The sequence below is a fragment of the Nonomuraea sp. NPDC004354 genome (genome assembly GCF_053602555.1).
Genome location: NZ_JBSGDV010000019.1, coordinates 63,065 through 85,707 on the forward strand (window position 1 = coordinate 63,065; position 22,643 = coordinate 85,707).

At 71.5% G+C, this 22,643-nt stretch carries 22 protein-coding genes; 12 read left to right on the forward strand and 10 right to left on the reverse strand.

Annotated features, from left to right (window positions below):
* Window positions 1–3 precede the first annotated feature (3 nt).
* Genes ACWENQ_RS36905 through ACWENQ_RS36915 form a run of 3 tightly spaced genes read right to left on the reverse strand, consistent with a single transcriptional unit; the run spans window position 4 to window position 1,193 of the window.
* On the reverse strand, window positions 4–288 hold the full coding sequence (locus tag ACWENQ_RS36905; protein ID WP_452418362.1) for a hypothetical protein: 285 nt from the start codon (window positions 286–288) through the stop codon (window positions 4–6).
* Window positions 278–859 carry an RNA polymerase sigma factor gene (locus ACWENQ_RS36910; protein ID WP_449918500.1) on the reverse strand — a complete coding sequence of 194 codons (582 nt, stop codon included), beginning with the start codon at window positions 857–859 and terminating at the stop codon, window positions 278–280. Before ACWENQ_RS36910 ends, ACWENQ_RS36905 begins: the two co-directional genes overlap by 11 nt.
* Window positions 852–1,193 (reverse strand): hypothetical protein, encoded by a 342-nt coding sequence (locus tag ACWENQ_RS36915; RefSeq protein ID WP_449918671.1) that lies wholly within the window; start codon window positions 1,191–1,193, stop codon window positions 852–854. Before ACWENQ_RS36915 ends, ACWENQ_RS36910 begins: the two co-directional genes overlap by 8 nt.
* Between ACWENQ_RS36915 and ACWENQ_RS36920 the strand changes: the two genes are divergently transcribed.
* The 7 genes from ACWENQ_RS36920 to ACWENQ_RS36950 all read left to right on the forward strand — a co-directional run bounded on the left by ACWENQ_RS36920 (window position 1,081) and on the right by ACWENQ_RS36950 (window position 9,547).
* Window positions 1,081–2,031, forward strand: coding sequence for an NAD-dependent epimerase/dehydratase family protein (locus tag ACWENQ_RS36920; RefSeq protein ID WP_452418463.1), 951 nt, complete (start codon window positions 1,081–1,083; stop codon window positions 2,029–2,031). The two genes, ACWENQ_RS36915 and ACWENQ_RS36920, sit on opposite strands and share 113 nt — an antisense overlap.
* Window positions 2,028–3,182 carry an L-2-hydroxyglutarate oxidase gene (gene lhgO / locus ACWENQ_RS36925; protein ID WP_452418364.1) on the forward strand — a complete coding sequence of 385 codons (1,155 nt, stop codon included), beginning with the start codon at window positions 2,028–2,030 and terminating at the stop codon, window positions 3,180–3,182. The genes ACWENQ_RS36920 and lhgO overlap by 4 nt, the downstream gene beginning before the upstream one ends.
* Before the next feature lie 26 nt (window positions 3,183–3,208).
* The gene (locus ACWENQ_RS36930) at window positions 3,209–3,910 is read left to right on the forward strand and encodes a response regulator transcription factor (protein WP_354914324.1); all 702 of its coding nucleotides are present in this window, start codon (window positions 3,209–3,211) and stop codon (window positions 3,908–3,910) included.
* Window positions 3,907–5,280 carry a sensor histidine kinase gene (locus ACWENQ_RS36935; RefSeq protein ID WP_449918496.1) on the forward strand — a complete coding sequence of 458 codons (1,374 nt, stop codon included), beginning with the start codon at window positions 3,907–3,909 and terminating at the stop codon, window positions 5,278–5,280. The genes ACWENQ_RS36930 and ACWENQ_RS36935 overlap by 4 nt, the downstream gene beginning before the upstream one ends.
* 41 nt (window positions 5,281–5,321) lie before the next feature.
* Window positions 5,322–6,002, forward strand: coding sequence for a response regulator transcription factor (locus ACWENQ_RS36940; protein WP_449918493.1), 681 nt, complete (start codon window positions 5,322–5,324; stop codon window positions 6,000–6,002).
* A 69-nt stretch (window positions 6,003–6,071) separates the two neighbouring features.
* Window positions 6,072–7,958, forward strand: a complete 1,887-nt coding sequence (locus tag ACWENQ_RS36945) for an ABC transporter (RefSeq protein WP_452418366.1) — start codon at window positions 6,072–6,074, stop codon at window positions 7,956–7,958.
* The gene (locus tag ACWENQ_RS36950) at window positions 7,955–9,547 is read left to right on the forward strand and encodes a GTPase family protein (RefSeq protein WP_452418367.1); all 1,593 of its coding nucleotides are present in this window, start codon (window positions 7,955–7,957) and stop codon (window positions 9,545–9,547) included. Before ACWENQ_RS36945 ends, ACWENQ_RS36950 begins: the two co-directional genes overlap by 4 nt.
* 30 nt (window positions 9,548–9,577) lie before the next feature.
* Here ACWENQ_RS36950 and ACWENQ_RS36955 read toward each other — a convergent pair whose 3' ends face one another.
* The 3 genes from ACWENQ_RS36955 to ACWENQ_RS36965 form a co-directional block, all read right to left on the reverse strand.
* A complete protein-coding gene (locus ACWENQ_RS36955; RefSeq protein ID WP_452418369.1) occupies window positions 9,578–10,363 on the reverse strand; it encodes a nucleotidyltransferase domain-containing protein in 786 nt (261 codons plus the stop codon).
* Window positions 10,364–10,492: 129 nt separating this feature from the next.
* On the reverse strand, window positions 10,493–10,993 hold the full coding sequence (locus ACWENQ_RS36960) for a GNAT family N-acetyltransferase (RefSeq protein ID WP_452418371.1): 501 nt from the start codon (window positions 10,991–10,993) through the stop codon (window positions 10,493–10,495).
* Between the two features lie 212 nt (window positions 10,994–11,205).
* Window positions 11,206–12,102: a TIGR04222 domain-containing membrane protein gene (locus tag ACWENQ_RS36965; RefSeq protein ID WP_452418372.1), complete on the reverse strand. Its 897-nt coding sequence runs from the start codon at window positions 12,100–12,102 to the stop codon at window positions 11,206–11,208.
* Between the two features lie 135 nt (window positions 12,103–12,237).
* Between ACWENQ_RS36965 and ACWENQ_RS36970 the strand changes: the two genes are divergently transcribed.
* Complete coding sequence (locus ACWENQ_RS36970; RefSeq protein WP_452418373.1) at window positions 12,238–13,071, forward strand: amidohydrolase family protein; 834 nt, start codon at window positions 12,238–12,240, stop codon at window positions 13,069–13,071.
* 172 nt (window positions 13,072–13,243) lie between these two features.
* On the opposite strand, the gene ACWENQ_RS36975 is transcribed toward ACWENQ_RS36970, so the two are convergent.
* From ACWENQ_RS36975 to tdh, 4 genes are all read right to left on the reverse strand, one after another.
* Window positions 13,244–14,056 (reverse strand): SAM-dependent methyltransferase, encoded by an 813-nt coding sequence (locus tag ACWENQ_RS36975; protein WP_452418375.1) that lies wholly within the window; start codon window positions 14,054–14,056, stop codon window positions 13,244–13,246.
* 87 nt (window positions 14,057–14,143) lie between these two features.
* Window positions 14,144–15,025, reverse strand: a complete 882-nt coding sequence (locus ACWENQ_RS36980) for a LysR family transcriptional regulator (RefSeq protein WP_354914344.1) — start codon at window positions 15,023–15,025, stop codon at window positions 14,144–14,146.
* A gap of 164 nt (window positions 15,026–15,189) precedes the next feature.
* The gene (locus ACWENQ_RS36985; RefSeq protein WP_449918474.1) at window positions 15,190–16,359 is read right to left on the reverse strand and encodes a glycine C-acetyltransferase; all 1,170 of its coding nucleotides are present in this window, start codon (window positions 16,357–16,359) and stop codon (window positions 15,190–15,192) included.
* A gap of 108 nt (window positions 16,360–16,467) precedes the next feature.
* A complete protein-coding gene (tdh, locus tag ACWENQ_RS36990; RefSeq protein ID WP_354914348.1) occupies window positions 16,468–17,511 on the reverse strand; it encodes an L-threonine 3-dehydrogenase in 1,044 nt (347 codons plus the stop codon).
* Between the two features lie 140 nt (window positions 17,512–17,651).
* Between tdh and ACWENQ_RS36995 the strand changes: the two genes are divergently transcribed.
* The 4 genes from ACWENQ_RS36995 (at window position 17,652) to ACWENQ_RS37010 (ending at window position 22,638) form a co-directional block, all read left to right on the forward strand.
* The gene (locus ACWENQ_RS36995; protein ID WP_452418376.1) at window positions 17,652–18,785 is read left to right on the forward strand and encodes an ROK family protein; all 1,134 of its coding nucleotides are present in this window, start codon (window positions 17,652–17,654) and stop codon (window positions 18,783–18,785) included.
* Between the two features lie 361 nt (window positions 18,786–19,146).
* Complete coding sequence (locus tag ACWENQ_RS37000; protein ID WP_449918468.1) at window positions 19,147–20,109, forward strand: ABC transporter permease; 963 nt, start codon at window positions 19,147–19,149, stop codon at window positions 20,107–20,109.
* Window positions 20,106–20,987: a carbohydrate ABC transporter permease gene (locus ACWENQ_RS37005; RefSeq protein WP_354914354.1), complete on the forward strand. Its 882-nt coding sequence runs from the start codon at window positions 20,106–20,108 to the stop codon at window positions 20,985–20,987. Before ACWENQ_RS37000 ends, ACWENQ_RS37005 begins: the two co-directional genes overlap by 4 nt.
* A 25-nt stretch (window positions 20,988–21,012) precedes the next feature.
* Complete coding sequence (locus ACWENQ_RS37010; RefSeq protein ID WP_449918465.1) at window positions 21,013–22,638, forward strand: hypothetical protein; 1,626 nt, start codon at window positions 21,013–21,015, stop codon at window positions 22,636–22,638.
* The last annotated feature ends 5 nt before the right edge of the window (window positions 22,639–22,643 follow it).

A 22,643-nucleotide genomic window follows, 5' to 3' on the forward strand; every position in this document is an offset into this window, starting at 1 on the left:
TACTCATGTTCGACTGTGCGACCGTGGAGGGGCGACGGTCAGCTCGCACGTGCCGTTCTCGCAGGAACGCCGCAACCGGCCTCTGGAGATGGTCTGCGCGAGTCCGATCGCCCAGCAGGTCGGGCAGCCGCGCAGGGCGAGCAGCCCGACCGGCGCGAGCAGGAGGGCGGCGAGGCCGAACGTGGGAACGAGCGCGAGCGACCCGATCAGCGCGCCGAACCCCACCACCCCGCGGAGCAGGTGCCGGGGCACCGACGCGCTCGCGAAGCTTCGATCGTCAGTGGTCATCATCGCCTCCGATGGCGGTGTCGAGGGTGCCGTGCAGTGTGTCGTGAACCGCGGCGCGGGCGCGGTGCAGCCGGGACTTCATGGCGGCGGTGCTGAGGCCGAGCGCGTCGGCGACCATCCGCCCGCTGTGGCCCTGGACGTCTCGCATGATCAGCACCCGGCGCTGGTCGTCGGGCAGCGCGGCGATCGCCGCCGCGACCCTTTCGGCCTCCAGGCGGCCCAGGACCTCGTCCTCGGCCGACGGCAGGGCCGTGCCGGCCGATGACGGGGTGTCCTCGGCCGGCGGGAACTGCCGCAGCATCAGCCGCGCCTGGCGCAGGCACTCGTTGCGGACGATGCGGAACATCCACGAGGCCAGCGCTCCGGAGGCGCGCAGCATCCCGATCTTCCGGTACAGGATGATCAGCGCCTCCTGCGCGGCGTCCTCGGCGTCCTCGGGCGAGGCGCACAGGGCATGCGCGAATCGCCGTACGTGCGGGTGGGAGCCGGAGACCAGCGCGGTGATCGACTCGACGTCTCCACGCTGGGCGGCGGCGATCAGCACGTCGTCGGGCCAGGCACGGTCAGCCACGCGAGCGGCTCCTTCGGCGCAGCACGACGACGGAGCACGTGCAGACGAGAACGGCCGCGGCGATGACGGCACCAACGATCATGACAACCTCCGGATCCGGGTCCGGCGCGGTGGCCGGACATCTATGAGAGGCGTTTCGGTCGCGAAAGGATTCACCGTCGCCGTCCGGCACTTGAGACGGCAAACATCCAAGCGCTAGCTTCCAGAGCATGCGCGTGTTGGTGACGGGTGCGTCGGGCTTCATCGGTTCCCACGCGGTCGTCGCGTTGCGCGAGGCGGGCCATGAATGCCTTCTTCTGGTGAGAAATCCGGAAAAGGTGAAGAAGGTGGTCAAGGTACCCGGTGTCCTCTACCAGGCGGACATCACGGACGCGGAAGCCGTACGGAAGGCGCTGGCACAGTGTGACGCGGTCCTGCACGCCGCCGCGGACATCGGCGTGACCGGGCACGAGGTCGACCTGCACGGCGCGAACGTCCGCGGGCTGAAGAACGTGCTCGCCCAGGCCGTGGAGCTCGGGCTGGACCCGATCGTGCACCTGTCCACCGTCGCGGTGTTCGTGCCGCCCAGCCACCCCGTCATCACCGTGGACAGCCCGCTGGCCAGGCCGCGCAACGCCTACGGCATGACCAAGCTGTACGGCGAGCGCTACGCCAGGGATCTCGACGGCGTGACCATCGTCTACCCCGGCGGCGTCGTCGGCCCCGGCCAGCCCACGCTCGACGCGCTCAACGAGGGCATCAGGGCCGGGCTCAGGCAGGGCTGGCCGATCGTGCCAGGCGGGGTGAACGTGCTCGACGTGCGCGACCTGGCCGTCGCGCTCGCCCGGTGCTTCACCCCCGGCAAGGGCGCCCGCCGCTACCTGTTAGGCGGACATTTCCTGACCTGGGGGCAGATGGCGACGCTCTGCGAGGACGTCACGGGACGGCGGGTGCGGCGCTTCAGGATCCCCGGCGCGCTGCTGCGAGCCACGGGCTCCACGCTCGACGCGCTGAAACGCGTCGTGCCCCTCGACCACCCGCTGACCCGCGACGCCGCCGACATCATGCTGACGCTCGTCCCCACCGACGACGTCCCGACGCTGCGCGAGCTGGGGGTCTCGCTGCGACCCGTGGAGAACACCGTGGCGGACACGGTGAGATGGCTCATCGCTGAAGGACACTTGACCATATGACAGAGCGGATCGGCGTCATCGGAGCGGGCATCGTCGGCTTGGCCGTCGCCCGGGAGCTCGCGCGCACCAGAGGCGCCGAGGTGATCGTCCTGGAGGGGGAGAACCGGGTCGCGGCCCACCAGACCGGCCACAACAGCGGGGTCGTCCACGCCGGCATCTACTACCAGCCGGGTTCGCTCAAGGCCACCCTGTGCCGGGAGGGCATGGCGCTGCTGCGGGAGTACTGCGCCGAGCACGGCCTGCCGTACGAGGAGGTGGGCAAGCTCGTGGTCGCCTCCACGGCGGCCGAGCGGCCCGCGCTGCGCGCGCTCGCCGAGCGGGCCAGGGCCAACGGCGTCCCCGGCATCGCCGAGCTCGACGCGCTGGCCCTGCGCGAGGTCGAGCCGCACGCGGTGGGCGTCGCCGCCGTCCACTCGCCGCACACCGCGATCGCCGACTTCCCGGCCGTCGCCCGCCGGCTCGCCCGCGACGTGGCCGAGCTGGGCGGCTCGCTACGGCTGGCCCACCCGGTCAGGGCGATCCGTGAGACCGCGAGCGCGGTGGAGGTCCTGGCCGGTCGCCGGAAGTTCGCCTTCGACCGGCTCGTGGCGTGCGCCGGGCTCGGCACCGACGCCGTCGCCAGGATGGCGGGACAGCCGGGCGAGGTGCGGATCGTGCCGTTCAAGGGCGAGTACTACGCGCTGGCCGGGTCGGCCAAGGACCTGGTGCGCGGCCTGATCTACCCGGTGCCCGACCCCCGCTACCCGTTCCTCGGCGTCCACCTGACCCGGCGCATCGACGGCGAGGTGCTGGTCGGGCCAAACGCCGTGCTCGGCGACGTGCGCGCGCTGCTGACCTGGGAGGGCACCCGCAGGCTCGCGCGCCGCCACTGGCGCACCGGCCTGCGGGAGCTGTACGGCTCGGCGGTCAAGGGCGCGTTCGTCCGCGCCGCCAGGCGTTACGTCCCGGCGATCACGGCCGCCGACCTCGCGCGCACCGAAGGAGGCGTGCGCGCCCAGGCCGTCTCCCGCGACGGCGGCATGGTCGACGACTTCGTGGTCGACCTCCACGGCCGGATCGCGCTGGTGCGCAACGCGCCCTCTCCCGCCGCCACGTCCAGCCTGGCGATAGCCAGGCATATCGCGGGGATTGTCCCAGCACTCGCCCGTTAAGGGCATTCTTAGATGTGATGGCCACTATGGACGCCGTGGAAGCACGCCTGCTGATCGTCGAGGACGAGCCGAACATCCTCGAGCTACTCGCCGCGAGCCTGAGGTTCGCGGGTTTCGACGTGTCCACCGCGAAGAACGGGCTCGACGCGGTCACCGCCGTGCAGCGGCACCGGCCCGACCTCGTGGTGCTCGACGTGATGCTCCCCGACCTGGACGGGTTCGAGGTCGTGCGGCGGCTGCGCAGCAGCGGGCAGGGCACGCCGGTGGTGTTCCTCACCGCTCGGGACGAGACGGAGGACAAGATCCGCGGGCTCACGATCGGCGGCGACGACTACGTCACCAAGCCGTTCAGCCTGGAGGAGGTGGTGGCCAGGATCCGGGCGGTGCTCCGCCGTACCGCGGGAGACCCGCAGGCGCCGCCGCCCCGGCTGACGTTCGCCGACATCGAGCTCGACGAGGAGAGCCACGAGGTGTGGCGCGGCGGCCGGCCGGTGTCGCTGTCGCCGACGGAGTTCAAGCTCCTGCGCTACTTCATGGCCAACGCGGGCAGGGTGCTGTCCAAGCCGCAGATCCTCGACCACGTCTGGGACTACGACTTCAGGGGCGAGGTGGGCATCGTCGAGTCGTACGTGTCGGTGCTCCGCCGCAAGATCGACAACAGGGAGCCGCGGCTCATCCACACCCTGCGCGGTGTCGGCTACGTGCTGCGCAGCCCTCCCGAGACATGACCCTCAGGATCAAGCTGATCGCCGCGACGCTCGCGTTGCTGGCCTTCGGGCTCACGTTCATCGGCGTGCTGAGCGTCTCGGTCCTGCACACCTACCTGATCGACAGGGTGGACACGCAGATCTCGGTGGTGGCCGCCAGGGCGCTCATGCGGGTGCAGCACCGGGGCGCCCCGGCGCTGAAGAACCTGGTGCTGGAGCCCGACGTGATCGTCAAGGCGGGCGGCCCGTGGGTCAGCGGCCTCGACGCAGACCACCGGCAGCTGCCCGTCGTGCCGGTGCCGCCGCCGGCCGTGCCGACGACCGTGCCCGCCGTCTCCGGCGACGGCGAGTGGCGGGTGCAGGAGGTGCGCGGCCCGGACAACGCCGTCGTGCTGATCGCCATGGACCTGGACGAGGTCACGCAGATCACCCGCAGGCTGGCGCTCATCGAACTGCTCGGCGGCGGCGGCATCATGCTGATCCTGACCGTCGTGGGCATCACGAGCGTGCGCAAGAGCATGCGCCCGCTGGCCCAGATCGAGCGTACGGCGGAGGCCATCGCCGGCGGCGAGCTCGGCAGGCGGGTGCCCGACGGCAACCCGCGCACCGAGGTCGGACGGCTCGCTCGCGCGCTCAACGGCATGCTCGCCCAGATCGAGGCGGCCTTCGCGGCGCGGACGGCGTCGGAGAACGCCGCCAGCAGGTCGGAGGAGCGGATGCGCCGCTTCGTCGCCGACGCCGCCCACGAGCTGCGCACACCGCTGACCACGATCCGCGGCTTCGCCGAGTACGCCAGGCAGAACCCCGAGGCCGATCCCGCCGAGATGCTGGCCAGGGTCGAGCGCGCGGCGGGCCGGATGAGCCTGCTGGTCGACGACCTGCTGCTGCTGGCCAGGGTGGACCAGCAGCGTCCGCTGCAGATGCGGCCCGTCGACATGCTGGCGCTGGCCGCCGACGCCGTCCACGACGCCCGCATCCTGGCCCCCGAACGCGGCATCTCGCTGGAGGTCGTGGGCGGGGCCGCCCTCATCGTCTCCGGCGACGAGGTACGGCTGCGCCAGGTCGTCGGCAACCTCATGTCCAACGCGCTCACCCACACCCCCGCCGACACGCCCGTCACCATCAGGGTCGGCGCCGCCGGCGCCACGGTGTTCCTGGAAGTGGTGGACAAGGGGCCCGGCCTCACGCCCGAGCAGGCCGAACGGGTCTTCGAGCGCTTCTACCGGGCCGACTCCGCGCGCGCCCGCCGGTCGGAGGACGACAGGGGCAGCGGCCTCGGCCTGGCCATCGTCGCGGCGCTGGTTGAGGCGCACGGCGGCAGCGTGGTCGTGCACAGCGTGCCCGGCGAGGGCGCGACGTTCAGGGTCGAACTCCCACTCGCTCCTGAGTAACCCTTCAGCTTTTCCTCAGGCTGCTGCGGCACGCTGGCGGGGTGAACACACCTGAGGCGTTGATCCTGGTGGTGGACGACGAGCCGAGCATTCGCGACCTGCTCTCCGCCAGCCTGCGCTTCTCCGGCTTCGAGGTGCTGACCGCCGCCGACGGCCTGGAGGCCGTGGAGATCGCCGAGCGGGCCAGGCCCGACCTCGTGGTGCTCGACGTGATGCTGCCCGACCTCGACGGGTTCGAGGTGGCCAGGCGGCTGGAGGCGCCCGTGCTGTTCCTGACCGCGCGCGACGCGGTCGACGACAAGCTGACCGGGCTCGGGCTCGGCTCCGACTACGTGACCAAGCCGTTCAGCCTGGAGGAGGTGCTGGCCAGGGTGCAGGCGGTGCTGCGCCGTACCAGGGGGGAGGTGGGCGGCGCCCGGCTGCAGGTGGCCGATCTGGTGCTGGACGAGACCGAGCGCGAGGTGTGGCGCGGCGGGCGGCAGGTGCACCTGTCGCCGACCGAGTACAAGCTGCTGCACTACTTCATGGCCAACGCGGGCAGGGTGCTGTCCAAGGCGCAGATCCTCGACCACGTGTGGAACTACGACTTCGGCGGTGACGCGGGCGTGGTCGAGTCGTACGTGTCGTACCTGCGGCGCAAGGTCGACGACGTGGAGCCGCGCCTCATCCACACGCTGCGGAGCGTCGGATACGTGCTCAGGGAGCCGCCGGCCGAGTCCTGAGCCGGACCAATGCCACGAATCCGTCGTGGCGGTCCCGACGAGCTCGGCTCCACTGGCTAGCGTGGGGGCATGGACCTCCTCGAGGCGTTGCGTTCGCTGCGGGGCCTGCTCGACCGCGAGCTGTTCCCGCTGGACATCGGGGACGTGGCGGCCGACAGGCGAGCGCTGCGCGAGCTGAAGGGACAGCTGGACGACTACCTGTTGCCCAGGCTGGCCGCGATCGACGCGCCGCTGCTGGCCGTCGTGGGCGGCTCGACCGGTGCCGGCAAGTCGACGCTGGTCAACTCGCTCGTCGGGGCCGACGTGTCCGAGCCGGGCGTGCTGCGGCCCACCACGCTGGCGCCGACGCTGGTGGCGAGCCCGGCCGACACGCCCTGGTTCATGTCCTTGGCGGTCCTGCCCGGACTGCCGCGTGTGACAGGAGCCTCCGGCGACCCGGGCACGCTGCGGGTGGTGAGCGCGCCCGCGCTGCCGCAGGGTCTCGCGCTGCTCGACGCGCCCGACATCGACTCGGTGGTGACCGCGAACAGGGAGCTGGCGGCGCAACTGCTCGCGGCGGCCGACCTGTGGCTGTTCGTCACCACCGCCGCCCGTTACGCCGACGAGGTTCCGTGGAGCTTCCTGCGCTCGGCGCGCGAGCGGAGCACCGCGCTCGCGATCATCCTCGACCGGGTGCCGCCCGACGCGGTCGGGCCCGTCTCCGCCGACCTGGCCCGCCTGCTGGAGGTCAACGGCCTCGCGGGCACGCCGCTGTTCACCGTCCAGGAGGCGGTGCTGCTGACGGAGAGGGGGCGGCTGCACCCCGACGCCGTGCGCCCGATCAACGACTGGCTGGCGCGACTGGCCGCCTCCTCGGCCGCGCGGGCCCGGGTGGTGCGCCAGACGCTCGCGGGAGCGCTGGACAGCCTGGGGAGCAGGGTCCCAGCGCTGGCGGTGGCCGTCGCCAGGCAGCGCAAGGGCGCCGAACGGCTGGCCGACATCGTCGCGGCGGCCTACTCGGGCGGGATGGCCGACTTCGACGAGGGCATGCGGGACGGCTCGCTGCTGCGCGGCGAGGTGATGGCGCGATGGCAGGACTTCATCGGCACCGGCGACCTCATGCGCTCGCTCGAGTCGCGCATCGGCTGGCTGCGCGACCGGCTGTCAGCGGTGCTCACCGGACGGGAGGCGCCGCAGGCCAGGCTGCGGGTGGCGCTGGAGAGCGGCGTCGCCGCGCTGATCAGGGGGGCGGCGGACGCGGCGGCCGAGCGGGCCCTCGACGGCTGGACGGCGGCGCCCGGCGGCAAGGACCTGCTGGAGAAGGCGGGGGCGCTCGCCGCGGCCAGGCTGGGCCGCGCCTCGTCCGGCATCGACTACGACGACGTGGTGCGCGGCTGGCAGGGTTACGTGCTCGACCTGGTCAGGGAGGAGGGCGCGGCCAAGCGCACCAGCGCGCGGGCGGCCTCCTTCGGGGTCAACGGGGCGGGGCTGCTGCTGATGCTCGCGGTCTTCGCCTCCACGGGCGGGCTGACGGGGGTGGAGATCGGCATCGCGGGCGGCACGTCGGTGCTGTCGCAGAAGGTCCTGGAGGCGATCTTCGGGGACCAGGCGGTGCGGACGCTGACGGCCAAGGCGCGGGAGGACCTGCGGTCCAGGGTGCAGGCGCTGCTCGACGCGGAGGCGGCCAGGTTCACGTCGTTGCTGGAGGAGGTGTCGGTGCCGGAGGGCATGGCGGGCGAACTGCTGGCGGCGGCGCACGCGGTCCGCGACCACCGAGCCGAACTCCCGGCGGCCCCGACCAACGGACTCCCGGCGGTCGAGGCGCCGGAGCTCGCGAGCGGACAGGCCGATCCGGAGGTCGCGAGCGGACAGGCCGATCCGGAGCTGGCGGGCGGGCTGGTCGATCCGGTCGAGGTGCGGGAGGACCCGGCGGGCGAGGACGGGCGGCGGCCGGCGCGGGGTGGGGAGGGCGCGTGAAGCTGTCGCGGCGCGAGGAGATCCCCTCGCTGGACGACCGGTTGACCGGCCTGCTGAAGGCGGCGGAGCTCGCGGAGGGCAGGCTTCCCGACGAGCCGGTCTCGGCGGCGCGGGAGGTGGCCGAGCGGGCAGGCGCACGGCGCGAGCTCTCGGTCGACCACACGGTGGTCGCGCTCGCGGGCGCGACGGGCAGCGGCAAGTCGTCGCTGTTCAACGCGCTGGCGGGCGGCGAGCTGGCCACGGTGGGCGTCACCAGGCCCACCACCTCGACCGCCCAGGCGGCGCTGTGGGACGGCACGGGAGCAGGACCGCTGCTCGACTGGCTCCAGGTGCCGCACCGCCACGAGGTGACCGGCGACCCCCAGGGGCTGGTCCTGCTCGACCTGCCCGACCACGACTCCATCGAGCTGACCCACCGGCTGGAGGTGGACCGGCTGGTCGAGCTGGTCGACCTGCTGGTGTGGGTGGTCGATCCGCAGAAGTACGCAGACGCCGCCCTCCACGACCGCTACCTGCGCCCCCTGGCCGAGCACGGCGAGGTGATGGTGGTCGTGCTCAACCAGATCGACAGGCTGCCGCCGGGCGCGGCCGAACGCTGCGCGGCCGACCTGCGCCGCCTGCTCGACGAGGACGGCCTGCGCGGCGTGCCCGTGATGGGCGCCTCGGCGCGGACCGGCGCCGGGCTGGCCGAGCTGCGCGCCCTGCTGGAGGAGCGCGTCGCCGAACGGACGTCGTGGGCGGCCCGCCTGGCGGCGGACGTGTCCACCGCCGCGGGACGCCTCGCCGCCGCCGGCGCGGCGGACCACTCCGGCCCCGCCGTCCCGCGAGAGGGGCGGCTCACGACGGCGCTCGCCGAGGCGGCGGGCGTGCCGCTGGTGGTGGAGGCGGTCGCCAGGGCCCACACGCACCGCGCGGTGGCCGCGACCGGCTGGCCGGTGACCAGGTGGATGCGCAGGTTCAGGCCCGACCCGCTGCGCAGGCTGGGGCTGGGGAGCGGCGCGAAGGGCGAGCTGGTGGGCAGGACCTCGCTGCCCGAGGCGTCGGCCGTGCAGCGGGCCCGCATGGAGACCGCCATCAGGGACGTCGGCGAGGCGGCCGCGCGCGAGCTGCCCCCGCCGTGGGCCGTGGCCGTACGGCACGCGGCCCGCTCGCGCGAAGGCGAGCTGGCGGCGGCGCTCGACAAGGTGGTGGCGGCCGCCTCGTTCGGTGTGACGCGCAGCCCCCGCTGGTGGGCGGCCGTCGGCGGGCTGCAGTGGCTGGTGTTCGCGGCGACGGTGCTCGGCGCGGTGTGGCTCGGCGTGCTGTTCCTGCTGACCTATCTGCGGCTGCCCGAGCCGCCCCTGCCGACGGTCGGCGAGGTGCCGTGGCCGACCGTCCTGCTGATCGGCGGGGCGATCGCCGGCCTGCTGATCGCGCTGCTCTCCCGGCTGGCCGCACGGCTGGGCGGCCGGCGCAGAGCCAGGCGGGTCGCGAGGGCGCTGCGGTCGGCTGTGGCGGAGGTGGGCGAGGAACTGGTGCTGGAGCCGGTGAAGGAGGAGCTCGACAGGTACGTCCGCTTCACCGAGGCGCTGGGCGTGGCCAGGTCCTGAGACCGGCCGTGCCCCGGCGCCGCCGATCCGTCAAGGGACGTTCGCCAGCACCATCCGCATGTAGGCGATCAGATCGGCCCGGCGGGCGAACGGGTTGCGGTACAGCGCCGCCCCGCCCTTCCTGATGCGCAGCGCCTCCCTGACGATCCGGTGCCAGCGCTCGTCGAAGAGGCGCAGCGCGTACTCGCCCGCCGCCGTCTTCGACGTCACCTCGCCCGCGGCGAGCGTGTGGTGCAGCCTGGTCACCCCCAGCGCGCCCCAGCTCGTCTGCGCCGGGACGAGCGCGGCGAGCCCCCAGAGCGAGGTGGTCCTGGACGACTTCTCCGCCCATCGCGTCCAGTAGCCCGCCAGGTTCTCCCGCGTACGGCGGGCCAGCAGGTCCCAGTCGGTGTGGACGCCGACCTCGGCGACGGCGGGCCCCCTGACCGTCACCCCGCTCTGGGCCAGGACGTGCCAGGTCACCAGGTGCCGCTCGAACCTGCTCTCGGCCTCGAACCGCCAGGCGTGCACGCCCGGGCGCGCGGGGGTCTGCTCGGGGTCGCGCCGCAGGTCGTCCCAGGTGACGTAGAGCCCGTCGAAGTGCGGTGACCTGCCGCGCTCCTTCAGCCGGGCGTGGACCTCGCGCAACGGCTCAACGTCGGCGCCCTCGGGGATCACCGCGACGAAGTCGACATCGCTCACCCCGGGTGTGAAGTCGCCGAGCGCGGCCGAACCCTGCAGGTACAGCCCCTCGACCAGCCCGGGCGCGTGCCGGTCGGCCAGGTCGAGATAGGCCGCGCACACGGCCTCGACGGACGCGTCGATCTTGTCGGTCATCCGGATGACCCTACGGGGACCGGCGGCGGCCCGCCGGTCCCCTTCTCCGTCGGCTGAACTCCGTCGACCGGACCTCGTCGACTGGACCCCGTCGACTGGACTACGCGGGCTGGACTACGCGGGGCTGGACTACGCGGGGCGCGTGACCGCGTAGCGGGCGGTCGTGGCGTCGCTGCTCAGCAGCCGCAGCCCCGCCTTCTCGAGCACGCGCGCCGAGGCCGGGTTCGCCTGCTCCACGCCGGCATGCACGGTGTGCACCCCGGGCGCGGTGAAGGCGAACGCGACCATGGCGCCCGCGGCCTCGGTGGCGTAGCCGCGGCCCCTGCGGGACGGCACGACGCCGTAGCCGATCTCGAGGGAGCCGTCGCTCGGCGGCCAGAACAGGCCGATCGCACCGACCACCAGGCCGGTTTCGCGCTCGACGATCTGGCGCTGGCCGTACTCGCCGGCGGCGGCGGGGTGCTCGGCGATGAAGCCGGCGATGACGCGGTCACCCTCGGAGGGGAAGTCCTCGGCCCAGTGCGCGGGCCGGGGACCGTCGAGGACGGCGGCGAGTTCGGCGGACGACCACGGCCGCAGGACGAGGCGGTCGGTGATCAGGTCGGGGCCGGAGAGCTGGAAAGTGGACAACGCGAAGACTCCTGGTCGTTGGGAGGAGCCGGACCGCGCTCTCAGCGTGCGGCGGCCCGGACAAGGGCATGACGACATGGCCGGCTGACAGCCATATTCATCGACCTCCCTCGTCTCGCGTGCCGCAGAAGAGTAGCAGGGCGGCCTGTCGAGCCCGCGACTGTCTCGACGCCGCTGCCATGGCGCGAAGCGAGCGGGCCCGGCAGGCCCCTTCAGCCTCCGCCGCCGTCCCCTCCTCCGCCGCCGCCGCCGTCGCCCCAGCCCCCGCCCCCGCCATCGCCCATGCCGCCACCGGTGTCGTAGGTGTGGTGGTAGCCGCCATCGCCCCCGTATCGCCGACGGCCGCTCTTGCGGCGGGTGTGCCGGACGGGTCGGGGTTGGGGGCGGGGCCGGTGGCCGAGCGCGGCCCTGACTCTGCGGTCGGGCAGTTCCTGCAGGCCGTGCAGTGCCACGCCGCGCCCGATGGCCTCGGGCGAAGGACGGGCGGGACGCTCGCCCCGGGGTTGGGCGAGCCGCGCGTCCCGCAGCAAGCGGGAGACCCGCCCCGTGGTCCAGAGGCCGGTCAGGCCGGCGGCCGTGGCCAGGCCGAACACCCCGGCCGCGGCGTACGTTAGGCCCGCGGCGGGGACCGCGCGCAGACCCAGCAGGACGAGCGTGACGACCAGGCCCAGCGCGGCGGCGCCGGTCGTGACGCCCAGCAGCCGGCGGGCCCGCTCCGCCGCCCGCTCGGTCACCCAACCCTTGCCGACGAGCCGCTTGACGTCGTCGTCCATGACGGCCTGATGCGCCAGATGGACCTCCAACCCGTCATCGGAGCCGCGGGCGGCCTCGACGAGGGTGGTCTCGATCGGTCCGCGCGCCTCCGGGCCGGAGGAGGAGACCTGTATGCGCCGCGTGGCGGAGATCGTGACCGTGCCCCTCGCGACGAGTTCGGCGAGCGCGGCGTTGACGACGCGGGTGTGGCCGCCCGCCAGGTAGGCGAGCCGGTCCCTGCCGACATCGGCGTGGGCCGGGTAGCGGGCCGGTCGCACCCTCAGCGCGCCGACCGCGGAGACCACCGCGACGCAGCAGGACAGGAGAAGTAAGACGAGGTCGATGATCGCCTCCATGTGTCGCCTTCGAGCTTCCACCCTTCATCCTGCCGCGATGTCGGGAGCCGTGTTGGGAGCATCGTTGAGCGGTCGTGCACGATCTTTCGCCTGTCCGGCATTGATCGTCCGGCCGGTGCGGGAGAGGGTGGGAAGGTGATTATCGATGTGTGGGCGCAACCCACCATGGGCGGACGGCCAGGCAGGCTGCCCATGCCGGAGATCCGGCGGCTGTTCGAGAAGTCGGGGAGTGCCGACCTGATCGACAAGCCCGTCACGCCGGGGGAACTGGTCGCGCTCATGGACGCGGCAGGCGTCGACATGCTCCTGCTGTCGGCCTGGCACCGGCCGGGCGGATGGGTGATCAGCAACGACGACGTCGCCACCTTCACCGCGGCCTACCCGAACCGGTTCGCGGGGCTGGCGGCGGTGAACCTGGCCCATCCGGTCGCGGCCGTGGCCGAGTTGCGCCGCGCGGTGGAGGAGCTGGGGTTCGTCGGGTTGCGGATGGTGCCGTGGCTGTGGGAGCTGCCGCCCGACCACCGGCTCTACTACCCGCTCTACACCACCTGCGTGGAGCTGGGCGTCCCCTTCTGCACCCAGGTCGGGCACACGGGGCCGCTGAAGCCGTCCGAGACGGGCCGGCCGGTGCCGTACCTGGACAGGATCGCGCTGGACCTGCCCGAGCTGATGATCGTCGGCGGCCACATCGGCTATCCGTGGACCGACGAGATGATCGGCATGGCGTGGAAGCACGACAACGTCTTCATCGACACCTCGGCCTACCTGCCGCGCTACTACCCGCCGCAGCTCGTGCACTTCATGAACACCTACGGCAGGGGCAAGGTGATGTTCGGGACCAACTGGCCCCAGCTGTCCCATGACCGCGCGCTCGCCCAGGTCGACGAGCTGGAGCTGACGGCCGAGGCGCGCGCCGACTTCCTCGGCGGTACGGCCCGCCGCGTCTTCAGGCTGGGCACGGAGGACTGAGCCAGGGGAACCAGCCGCGCCGGCCCGTCGACGACCTCGCCGCCCTCTACCGCGCAGGCCGAGCCGGGGGCGTCTGGCACGGGATCACCGAGACGGTCCGCCATGGCGCTCGGCGGGGGCGGCGCGGTCTCGTGGCCGGTCGAGGCGGCCGGAGCCGAGCTGAGGGGACGGCTCAGCGCAGGACGCCGACCCCGCCGTCGATGCGCAGGCGAGGCGGGGCGTCCAGCAGGTTGAGGTCGTCCTCGTCGTCGACGCGCCAGTCCTGCACGGGAACGAGGCCCGGTCCGATCAGCTCGAACCCGTCGAACAGCCGCAGGACCCGGGCGCGGTCGCGGAAGACGGCCTGCGCGGGGGAGCTGGCCGTGGCGGTCGTCAGCCGGGCGATCGCCTCGGGATGGCTCTCCGCCATGCCGTGGGTCAGCACCAGGTGGCTGCCGGGCGCCATGCGGTCCCTGAAGGCGGCCACGATCCCGGCGGGGTCCTCCTCGTCCATCACGTAGTGCAGGAGCCCGACCATCAGCACCCCGAGCGGCTGCTCGAAGTCGATCAGGCCGCCGACGTAGGGGTCGCCGAGGATGTCCTTGGGGCGGCGCACATCGGCCTGGATGCCTTCCACGCCGGGGACGTCGGCCAGCAGCACCTGGGCGTGCAGCCGCACGACCGGGTCGTGGTCGACGTAGATCACCCGGCACGCGGGGTTCACCGCGCGCGCGACCTCGTGGACGCTCGGCGAGGTCGGGATGCCGGTGCCCAGGTCGATGAACTGCCGCACGCCCTGCTCGGCGAGATGGCGCACCGCCCTGGTGAGGAACAGCCTGTTGGCGCGGGCCACCAACCGGGTGTCGGGTGCCACGGCGAGCAGCCGGTCGGCCACCGCGCGGTCGATGGCGAGGTGGTCCTTGCCGCCGAGGAGGTAGTCGTAGACGCGCGCCGAACTCGGCACCGTCGGATCGACACCCGGAGGAACACGCTCTAACTCGGCCACGGCGTCTCCTTGCCTCAAACCTCTGGATCGCCATGCTACTCAACCGCCGTCGAGAGATCGTTCAGATTTATCTCGATTATCGAGATATCAGTCCAGGGGCCGGCTCGCGGTGAGAGTGGTGAGGAGCGGGCGCAGCAACGGATGGAGGTCGGCCCCCCGCCGGACCGCCGCGAAGACACGGCGTTCCGGGCCGGGGATCCGGCAGACGACCACCCTGGACAGGTCGAGGTCGCGCAACGCCAGCCGGGGCACGAGCGCGACCCCCGCACCGGCGCCCACCAGCGCGACCACGGCGCGGAAGTCGTCGGAGGAGTGCGCGAACCCCGGCGTGAAGCCCTCCCGCTCACAGGCGAACGCGATCACGTCGTGGACCGGATTGCCGGGATAGGGGCCGATCCACGGCTCGTCCGCCACCTCCGAAAGCGTGCCGGCAGGCGCGTGGTCCGCCGGAAGCAACAGGTCGAAGGGCTCGGCGTAGAGGGGCAGCCGGGTCAGGCGATGGTCGTCGGGCGCGCCGCGGTACTCCACCGCGATGGCCAGATCCGCCTCGTCGTCGAGCAGCATGGTGAGGCCGCGGTCGCCCTCGGCGTCCAGGACCCGGATCTTCAGCGCGGGCGCGCTCACCCGCAGGGCGCTGACGGCGGGCGCGAGCACGACACTGATCGCGGTGGCGAACGAGGCCACCGTCACCTCGCCCGCCGAGCCCGTCGTGTAGGCGGCGACCTCGGCCTCGGCGCGTTCGAGCTGGGCGAGGACCTCGTCGGCGTGGGCCAGCATGATGCGGCCCACCGCGGTGAGCCTGATGCCCCGGCCGTCGCGGGCGAACAGGCGGTGCCCCACCTCGTGCTCGAGCGCGCCGAGCTGCTGGGAGACGGCGGAGGGCGTGAGGTGCAGCGCGGCGGCCGCCGCGGTCACGGTGCCGTGATCCGCGACCGCGCGCAGCGTCCGGAGCCGCCGACTATCAATCACCCGCCCATTGTGACCCGCCCCCACCGGTGGCCGCTTTGCGCACGGACCTGCGCGCGGCCCCGGGTGGGATGCCGGCTTGCCTTATAGGAGCGGTGGCCGGGCTGGCTTGCCTTTCGGGCTGGCTTGCTTTTTGGGGAAGGCGAGCCGGCCCGGGGGTGCGGGGATCAGTGTCGCGCGGTGATGAAGGCGGCGACGGCGCGGTCGACGTCGGCGGGGGTGTGGGCGGCGGACAGTTGCACGCGGATGCGGGCCTGGCCGTGGGGGACCACGGGGTAGGAGAAGCCGATCACGTAGATGCCCTGGTCGAGGAGGCGTTCGGCCATCGCGGCGGCCTCGGCGGCGTCGCCGATCATGACGGGGGCGATCGGGTGGTCGCCGGGCAGCACGTCGAAGCCCGCCTCGGTCATCTGCGTCCGGAACCGCCGCGTGTTGTCGCGCAGCCGCTCGCGGGCCTCGCTGGAGGTCTCCAGCAGGTCGAGGATGCGCAGCGTCGCCGCCGCGATGACCGGGGCGAGGGAGTTGGAGAAGAGGTAGGGGCGGGAGCGCTGCCGCAGCAGCTCGCAGATCTCCTTGCGGGCGGCGACGTAGCCGCCGCTGGCCCCGCCCAGTGCCTTGCCGAGGGTGCCGGTGATGATGTCGATCCGGTCGGTCACGCCGTGGAGTTCGGGGGTGCCGCGCCCGGTGGGGCCGACGAAGCCGACCGCGTGGGAGTCGTCGACCATGACCATCGCGCCGTACTGGTCGGCCAGGTCGCAGATCTCCCGCAGCGGCGCGACGTAGCCGTCCATGGAGAAGACGCCGTCGGTCACGATCAGCTTGCGCCGCGCGTCGGCGGCCTCCTTCAGCCGGGCCTCCAGCTCGGCCATGTCACGGTTGGCGTAACGGTAGCGGCGGGCCTTGGACAGCCTGATGCCGTCGATGATGCTGGCGTGGTTGAGCGCGTCGGAGATCACCGCGTCCTGGGCGTCGAGCAGCGTCTCGAACACGCCGCCGTTGGCGTCGAAGCAGGAGCTGTAGAGGACGGTGTCCTCCATGCCGAGGAAGTCGGAAAGACGCGACTCGAGCTCCTTGTGCACCTCCTGGGTGCCGCAGATGAACCGCACGGAGGCCATGCCGAAGCCCCACGTGTCGAGCGCCTGCTTGGCGGCCTCGATCACCTCGGGGTTGTCGGCGAGGCCGAGGTAGTTGTTGGCGCAGAAGTTCAGCACCTCGCGGCCCGCGACGCCGACCGTGGCGTTCTGCGGGCTGGTGATGACGCGTTCGGGCTTGAGCAGCCCTGCCGAGGCGATCTCGTCCAGCGTGGCCCGCAGGTCATCCCGCGTCGTTCCGAACATCGCGCGCTCCAATCTCTGCTGAAGGGTTCGCGCGCGCGGTCCGCGCGCGCCCTCTCCGTCGTCGCCTGGGTCTGGTGGTGCTGGGGAAGGGGTGGGTACGGCGAGCCGTCACGCGCGGGGCGCGGCGTCGCTCCAGTCGAGGATGACCTTGCCGGCCCTGCCGCTGGCCGCCGTGTCGAAGGCGGCGTCGAAGTCGTGGGCGGGGAACCTGTGGGTGATCACCGGGGAGAGGTCGAGCCCCTTCTCCAGCAGGACGGACATGTTGTACCAGGTCTCGTACATCTCGCGGCCGTAGATGCCCTTGATGGTGATCATCGAGGTGACGACCGTGGCCCAGTCGATCGCGAACTCCTCGGCGGGCAGGCCCAGCATGGCGATCCTGCCGCCGTGGGTCATGTTCGCGATCATGTCGCGCATGGCCTGCGGGTGTCCCGACATCTCGAGGCCGACGTCGAAGCCCTCGCGCATGCCGAGCTGCTTCCAGCCGTCGGCGATGGAGGTCTGCGCGACGTTCAGGGCGAGGCTGACGCCCAGCTTGCCGGCCAGGTCGAGCCGTTCGGGGCTGACGTCGGTGATGACGACGTTGCGCGCGCCCACGTGCGTGGCGACGGCCGCGGCCATCAGGCCGATCGGGCCCGCGCCGGTGATCAGCACGTCCTCGCCGACCATCGGGAAGGAGAGCGCGGTGTGGACGGCGTTGCCGAACGGGTCGAAGATCGCCGCGATGTCGGGGTCGACGGGGATGCGGTGCACCCACACGTTGGAGGCCGGCAGCGTCACGTACTCGGCGAACGCGCCGTCGCGGTGGACGCCGAGACCGATGGTGTTGATGCACAGGTGGCGGCGGCCCGCCATGCAGTTGCGGCATTTGCCGCAGACGATGTGGCCTTCGCCGCTGACGAGGTCGCCGACCTGGATGTCCTCGACGCCCGGTGCGACCTCGACGACCTCGCCGGAGAACTCGTGCCCGGCGATGAGCGGAAGCGTCAGCGTGTGCTTCGCCCAGTCGTCATATTTCCGGATATGGAGGTCGGTGCCGCAGATTCCGGTACGCAACACCTTGATCTTGACCTCGCCCGGCCGTACGGCGGGCTCGGGCACGTCCATCAGCCACAGGCCGGGTTCGGCCTTCTGCTTGACCAGCGCTTTCATGACGGTCGTTTCCCCCTCCTGACAACCTTACGCACTGTGCCGGTGATCACCCCTCGTGTCCATCGAGGTTTTCTTAACGGCCCTGTCAGCCCCGCTACACGATTTATCGAAAGAACCTTGTCAAAGTAGAATGACCCACCATGAGACAGGTCAGCGGTGACGCGTCCCTCCTGAGGAAGCTCAACTCCGCGGCGATCCTGCGCGCCATGCGGGGGGCGGGAGACGCGACGCTGACCGAGCTCGCCAGAGCTGCGAGGGTCTCGCGCCCGACGGCCGAGGTCATCGTCGAGGACCTGCTCGGCGACGGCTGGGCGGAGGAGTGCGAGGAGGAGCAGGGCGACCGGCAGCGCGGCCGGCCCGCGCGCCGCTACCGCTTCCGCGCCTCCTCGGGCCACGTGGTCGGCGTGGGCATCGGCTCGTCCAGCGTCCGCGCGATGGCCGCCGACCTCGGGGGCACCATCCTGGCCTCCTGCAGGGAGCCGCTGCCGCGCGACGCGGCCCCGGTCGAGCGGCTGGCCCTGGTGCGCGACCTGGTGTTCAGGGCCGCCGCGGAGGTGGGGCGCGAGCCGTCCGGGCTGGTGGCGGTGGGGGTGGGCACCACCGGCGTGGTCGACGGCGAGGGCCGGGTGGTCAAGAGCGTCGTGCTGCCCGGGTGGACGGGTGTGGAGCTGCGGGCCGAGCTGGAGAAGCGGATCCCCGCGCCGATCCTCGTCGAGAACGACATGCGGCTGGCCGTGCTGGCCGAGCACTGGCGGGGGGCCGCCCAGGGCCGGAGCAACGTCGTCTACCTGTTCACCGGCGACCGGCTGGGTCTCGGTTTCCTCATCGGCGGGGTGCCGTACCGGGGGGCCAACGCGGCCTCGGGTGAGATCGGCGTGCAGGCGGGCGACCACTGGGCCGCGTTCAGGCACGTCCTCGACTACGCCATGGCCGTGGAGCCGGGCGAGCTCAGGTCCACGAGGCAGAGTGCCGAGTTCGCCATCACCAGGGCCCGCGCGGGCGACGCGCAGGCCGCGGAGGCGGTCTCGAGGTTCGCCCGGCACCTGGCCGGCGGCCTGATCAGCATCGTCAACCCGCTCGACCCGGAGATGGTGGTGGTCGGCGGCAGCCTGTCCACCGCGGGCGATCTGCTGGTCGGACCGATCCAGAGCTACCTGGACGAGGCCTGCCTCTACCCGCCCAGGGTGGTGGCGTCGGAGCTGGGCAGCGAGTCGATCACGCTCGGCGCGGCGCGGATGGCGCTGAACCACGGCGACGCCGTGCTCTTTTCGTAGATCGTCTTTATCGGGCCACGCGGCCACGCCGGCGGTGGTGCTGCCGGCCATCACGCCGGTCCTCACCGTGATCCGGTTCCGGCTGCTGAAGAAGTGGGCCCACCGTGCGAGCGTGCCGGCCGTCGGCGCCGGGGGCTTGGTGATGCCCTTCGCCTGGAAGGTGCGCACCGCTTCGTCACGATGCGGCGGCAGATCATCCAGGTAGCCGCTTTCTCCTGAGAGGTTGCTTAACAGGGGCGGGATGCGTGCCCGAGGACGGCGATGCTGGGGCACGACTGCGCATAAATGTGGGGTTTACCCTAGTAACTTTCATAAATGGGCGCTAACCTCACGGCAACCCGTTCCGACTTGGAGGTGAGACGTGGTCGCATCCACGGCAACCCCCCTGGTGGATGCCCAGACGGACGTCCACTCCCACCGCGGGAGCATCCGCGACCGGCTGAGACGCGACTGGACGCTGCTGGCGCTGTGCCTGCCCGGCGTCCTCTACTTCGCCGTCTTCTTCTACGTCCCGCTGCTGGGCAACGTCATCGCGTTCAAGGACTACGCGCCCTTCCTCGGCATCTCCGGCAGCCCGTGGGTCGGCCTGGAGAACTTCGCGACGCTGCTGGCCGAGCCGGAGTTCTGGTCCGCCGTCGGCAACACGCTGGAGATCACCGCGCTGCAGCTGCTGCTGTACTTCCCCGCCCCCATCGCGCTCGCCCTGCTGCTGAACTCGCTGGTCGGCCACCGGATCAAGCGCTTCATCCAGTCGGTCGTCTACCTGCCCCACTTCCTGTCGTGGGTCGTGGTGGTCGCGATGTTCCAGCAGGTCATCGGCGGCGCCGGCACCGTGAGCGGGTTCCTGAACTCCCACGGCATCACCATCGGCAACCTGATGTCCAACCCCGACACCTTCAAGCTGCTCGTCACGGCCCAGGTGATCTGGAAGGACTGCGGCTGGGGCACGATCATCTTCCTGGCCGCGATCACCGCCATCGACCTGAACCAGTACGAGGCCGCGGCGATCGACGGCGCCGACTGGAAGCGCCGCCTCTGGCACGTCACGCTGCCGGGGATCCGCTCGGTCATCCTGATGATGCTGATCCTGCGCCTCGGCGACATCCTGTCCGTCGGCTTCGAGCAGATGGTCCTGCAACGGGACGCGGTCGGCGCCGGCGCCGCCGAGGTCATCGACACCTACGTCTACTACCACGGCATCCGTGACGGCGACTGGGGCATGAGCACCGCGGCAGGCCTGATGAAGGGCCTCATCGGCGCGGCGCTGATCTACGCGGCCAACAAGCTCGCACACCGCTTCGGAGAGCAGGGGATCTACCGGTGAGGCCGCCATGGATGGAGCGCCCGTCGATCGCCGGGCGCGCGCTGAAGTTCGTCGTGCTGGCCGCGGTCGTGGTGGCCGTGCTGTACCCGTTCGGGCTCGCCGTCGGCACGAGCCTGATGGGGCGGGAGGAGAGCATCGCCAACGGCGGCAGCTACGTGCTCTTCCCCTCCCAGCCGACCTTCGAGGCCTACAGCCTGATCCTGTCGGGCGGCGCGGTCACCAGGTCGGTGCTGATCAGCATCGGCATCACGCTGACCGGCACCGCGCTGAGCCTGATCTGCACCGTCTTCCTCGGCTACGCGCTCTCGCGCAGGGGCCTGCTCGGCGGCAAGCCGATCCTGCTGATGGTGCTGGCCACGTTCCTGTTCACCCCCGGCATGATCCCGAGCTACCTCATGGTCAAGGAGCTCGGCATGATCGACACCTACCAGTCGTTGATCGTGCCCGTGCTGGTCAACGCCTTCAACGTGGTGGTGGTCAGGGCCTTCTTCCAGAACCTGCCCGAGGAACTGTTCGAGGCGGCCCGCATGGACGGCTGCACCGAGTGGCGGATGCTGTGGCGGATCGCGATCCCGCTGTCCAAGGCGGTGATCGCGGTGGTCGGCCTGTTCTACGCCGTCTCCTACTGGAACACCTTCTTCACCGCGATCCTCTACATCAACGACCAGTCCAAGCATCCGATCCAGGTCGTGCTGCGGCAGTTCATCTTCCGCGGCACCTCGGCCACCGGCTCCGACGTCGCCATCGTGCGGGACCTGCCCGCCGCCTCGGTGCAGATGGCCGTCCTGGTCATCGCGCTGGTGCCGATCCTGCTCGTCTACCCCTTCCTCCAGAAGTACTTCACCAAGGGCGTCCTCACGGGCGCCATCAAGGGCTGAACCGCACCCTTTCCAGGAGAAACACATGTCCACAACCATGTCCCGCCGCGGCTTCCTCGGACTCGCGCTGGCCGGTGCCACCGTCGCCGGCCTCGCCGCCTGCGGGGGCGAGGGTGGCGGCGCGGCAGGCGTCAAGAAGGGCGGCGCCGAGCTGTCGAAGAAGCTCGTGCTGCCGACCTACACCGCCGCGAAGATCCCCACGCCGGACCTGCCGATCGACGCGGGCCAGGACCCCGCCTACCTGAAGTACCCCACGGAGCTGGTCAAGTCCGTCGCCGCCCCGCCCGGCGACGGCAAGAAGATCACCTCGCTCACCCAGACCTGGGACGTGGCGCCGCCCGCCCCCGGCCAGAGCGCCTACCTCCAGGAGCTCAACAAGGCGCTGGGCGCCGAGTGGGACATGAACATCGTGGTCGGCGACGGCTACCCCGACAAATTCAACGCCATCATCGCCAGCGACGACCTGCCCGACCTGGTGTGGTTCCCGCCGAACCAGGGCCTGCAGCGGGTGCCCGAGCTGCTGGCCGCCAAGTTCCACGACCTGACGTCGTACCTGAGCGGCGACGCCATCAAGAAGTACCCGAACCTGGCCAACCTCGGCGACGTGGCGTGGAAGTCGGCCGTCACCGACGGCAAGCTGTACGGCGTGGCCGTCTCGTACAGCAAGTTCGGTCAGGTCTTCCTGGTCAACCAGGACTACTGGGAGCCGGTCGGCGGCGCCACCTTCACCAGCGCCGACGACTTCCTCGAGAAGACCAAGCAGCTGCTCGACGTCAAGAAGAACAAGTACCCGCTCGAGCCGTCCTACGTGAACCACGTCCACATGTTCAGCCACTGGTACGGCGCGCCGAACACGTGGAAGCTGGAGGGCGGCAAGCTGACCCACCAGTACGAGACGCAGGAGTACCTCGCCGCGCTGGAGTTCGCGGTGAAGTGCTTCCAGGCCAACCTGTTCTGGCCCGACCCCGCCCTGGCCACCATCAAGGACAAGGTCGCCAACGGTCAGATCGGCGCCTACGTCGAGTCCTTCCCCGGCTTCCTCAACGACGCCAAGACCCAGAAGTACAACCTCGGCGCCATCGTGCCGTTCGCCGCGACGCCGTCCTCCAAGCCCGTCTACAACGCGGGCCTCGGCTCGGTCGGCTTCACCGCCATCAGCAACAAGGTCGACAAGGCGCGCGTCGAGACGCTGCTCGGCGTGCTGAACTACCTGGCCGCGCCGTTCGGTACCGAGGAGTACCAGCTCGTCAACTTCGGCGTCGAGGGCACCCACTTCACCAAGAAGGACGGCGACCTCGGCTTCACCGACAAGGGCAAGGCCGAGGTGCCCACCACCGTGCAGCCGCTGCAGTTCGTGATCGGCTCGCCGTCCGCGCTGTTCCTGCCCGGCCAGCCGGAGCGGACCAAGCTCATCCACGACTTCGAGACCAAGGTCGCGCCCATGCTCCAGCCGCGCGTCACGACGGGCCACTTCTCCGACACCTACACGCAGAAGAACGGCGAACTGAGCACGATGGCATCAGACGCGATCGTCGACTTCGTCACCGGCCGCAAGCCGCTGTCGGAGTGGCAGAGCTTCGTCAAGAAGTGGATGGACAAGGGTGGCGCCGCGATGAAGGCCGAGTACGAGGCCTCCATCGCCAAGGGCTGAGCCCC

Coding starts and splice junctions, on each gene's coding strand:
- ACWENQ_RS36905 (WP_452418362.1), bottom strand. CDS start 288: ATGACCACTGACGATCGAAGCTTCGCGAGCGCGTCGGTGCCCCGGCAC.
- lhgO (WP_452418364.1), top strand. CDS start 2,028: ATGACAGAGCGGATCGGCGTCATCGGAGCGGGCATCGTCGGCTTGGCC.
- ACWENQ_RS36930 (WP_354914324.1), top strand. CDS start 3,209: ATGGACGCCGTGGAAGCACGCCTGCTGATCGTCGAGGACGAGCCGAAC.
- ACWENQ_RS36935 (WP_449918496.1), top strand. CDS start 3,907: ATGACCCTCAGGATCAAGCTGATCGCCGCGACGCTCGCGTTGCTGGCC.
- ACWENQ_RS36945 (WP_452418366.1), top strand. CDS start 6,072: ATGGACCTCCTCGAGGCGTTGCGTTCGCTGCGGGGCCTGCTCGACCGC.
- ACWENQ_RS36955 (WP_452418369.1), bottom strand. CDS start 10,363: ATGACCGACAAGATCGACGCGTCCGTCGAGGCCGTGTGCGCGGCCTAT.
- ACWENQ_RS36965 (WP_452418372.1), bottom strand. CDS start 12,102: ATGGAGGCGATCATCGACCTCGTCTTACTTCTCCTGTCCTGCTGCGTC.
- ACWENQ_RS36985 (WP_449918474.1), bottom strand. CDS start 16,359: ATGTTCGGAACGACGCGGGATGACCTGCGGGCCACGCTGGACGAGATC.
- tdh (WP_354914348.1), bottom strand. CDS start 17,511: ATGAAAGCGCTGGTCAAGCAGAAGGCCGAACCCGGCCTGTGGCTGATG.
- ACWENQ_RS36995 (WP_452418376.1), top strand. CDS start 17,652: ATGAGACAGGTCAGCGGTGACGCGTCCCTCCTGAGGAAGCTCAACTCC.
- ACWENQ_RS37010 (WP_449918465.1), top strand. CDS start 21,013: ATGTCCACAACCATGTCCCGCCGCGGCTTCCTCGGACTCGCGCTGGCC.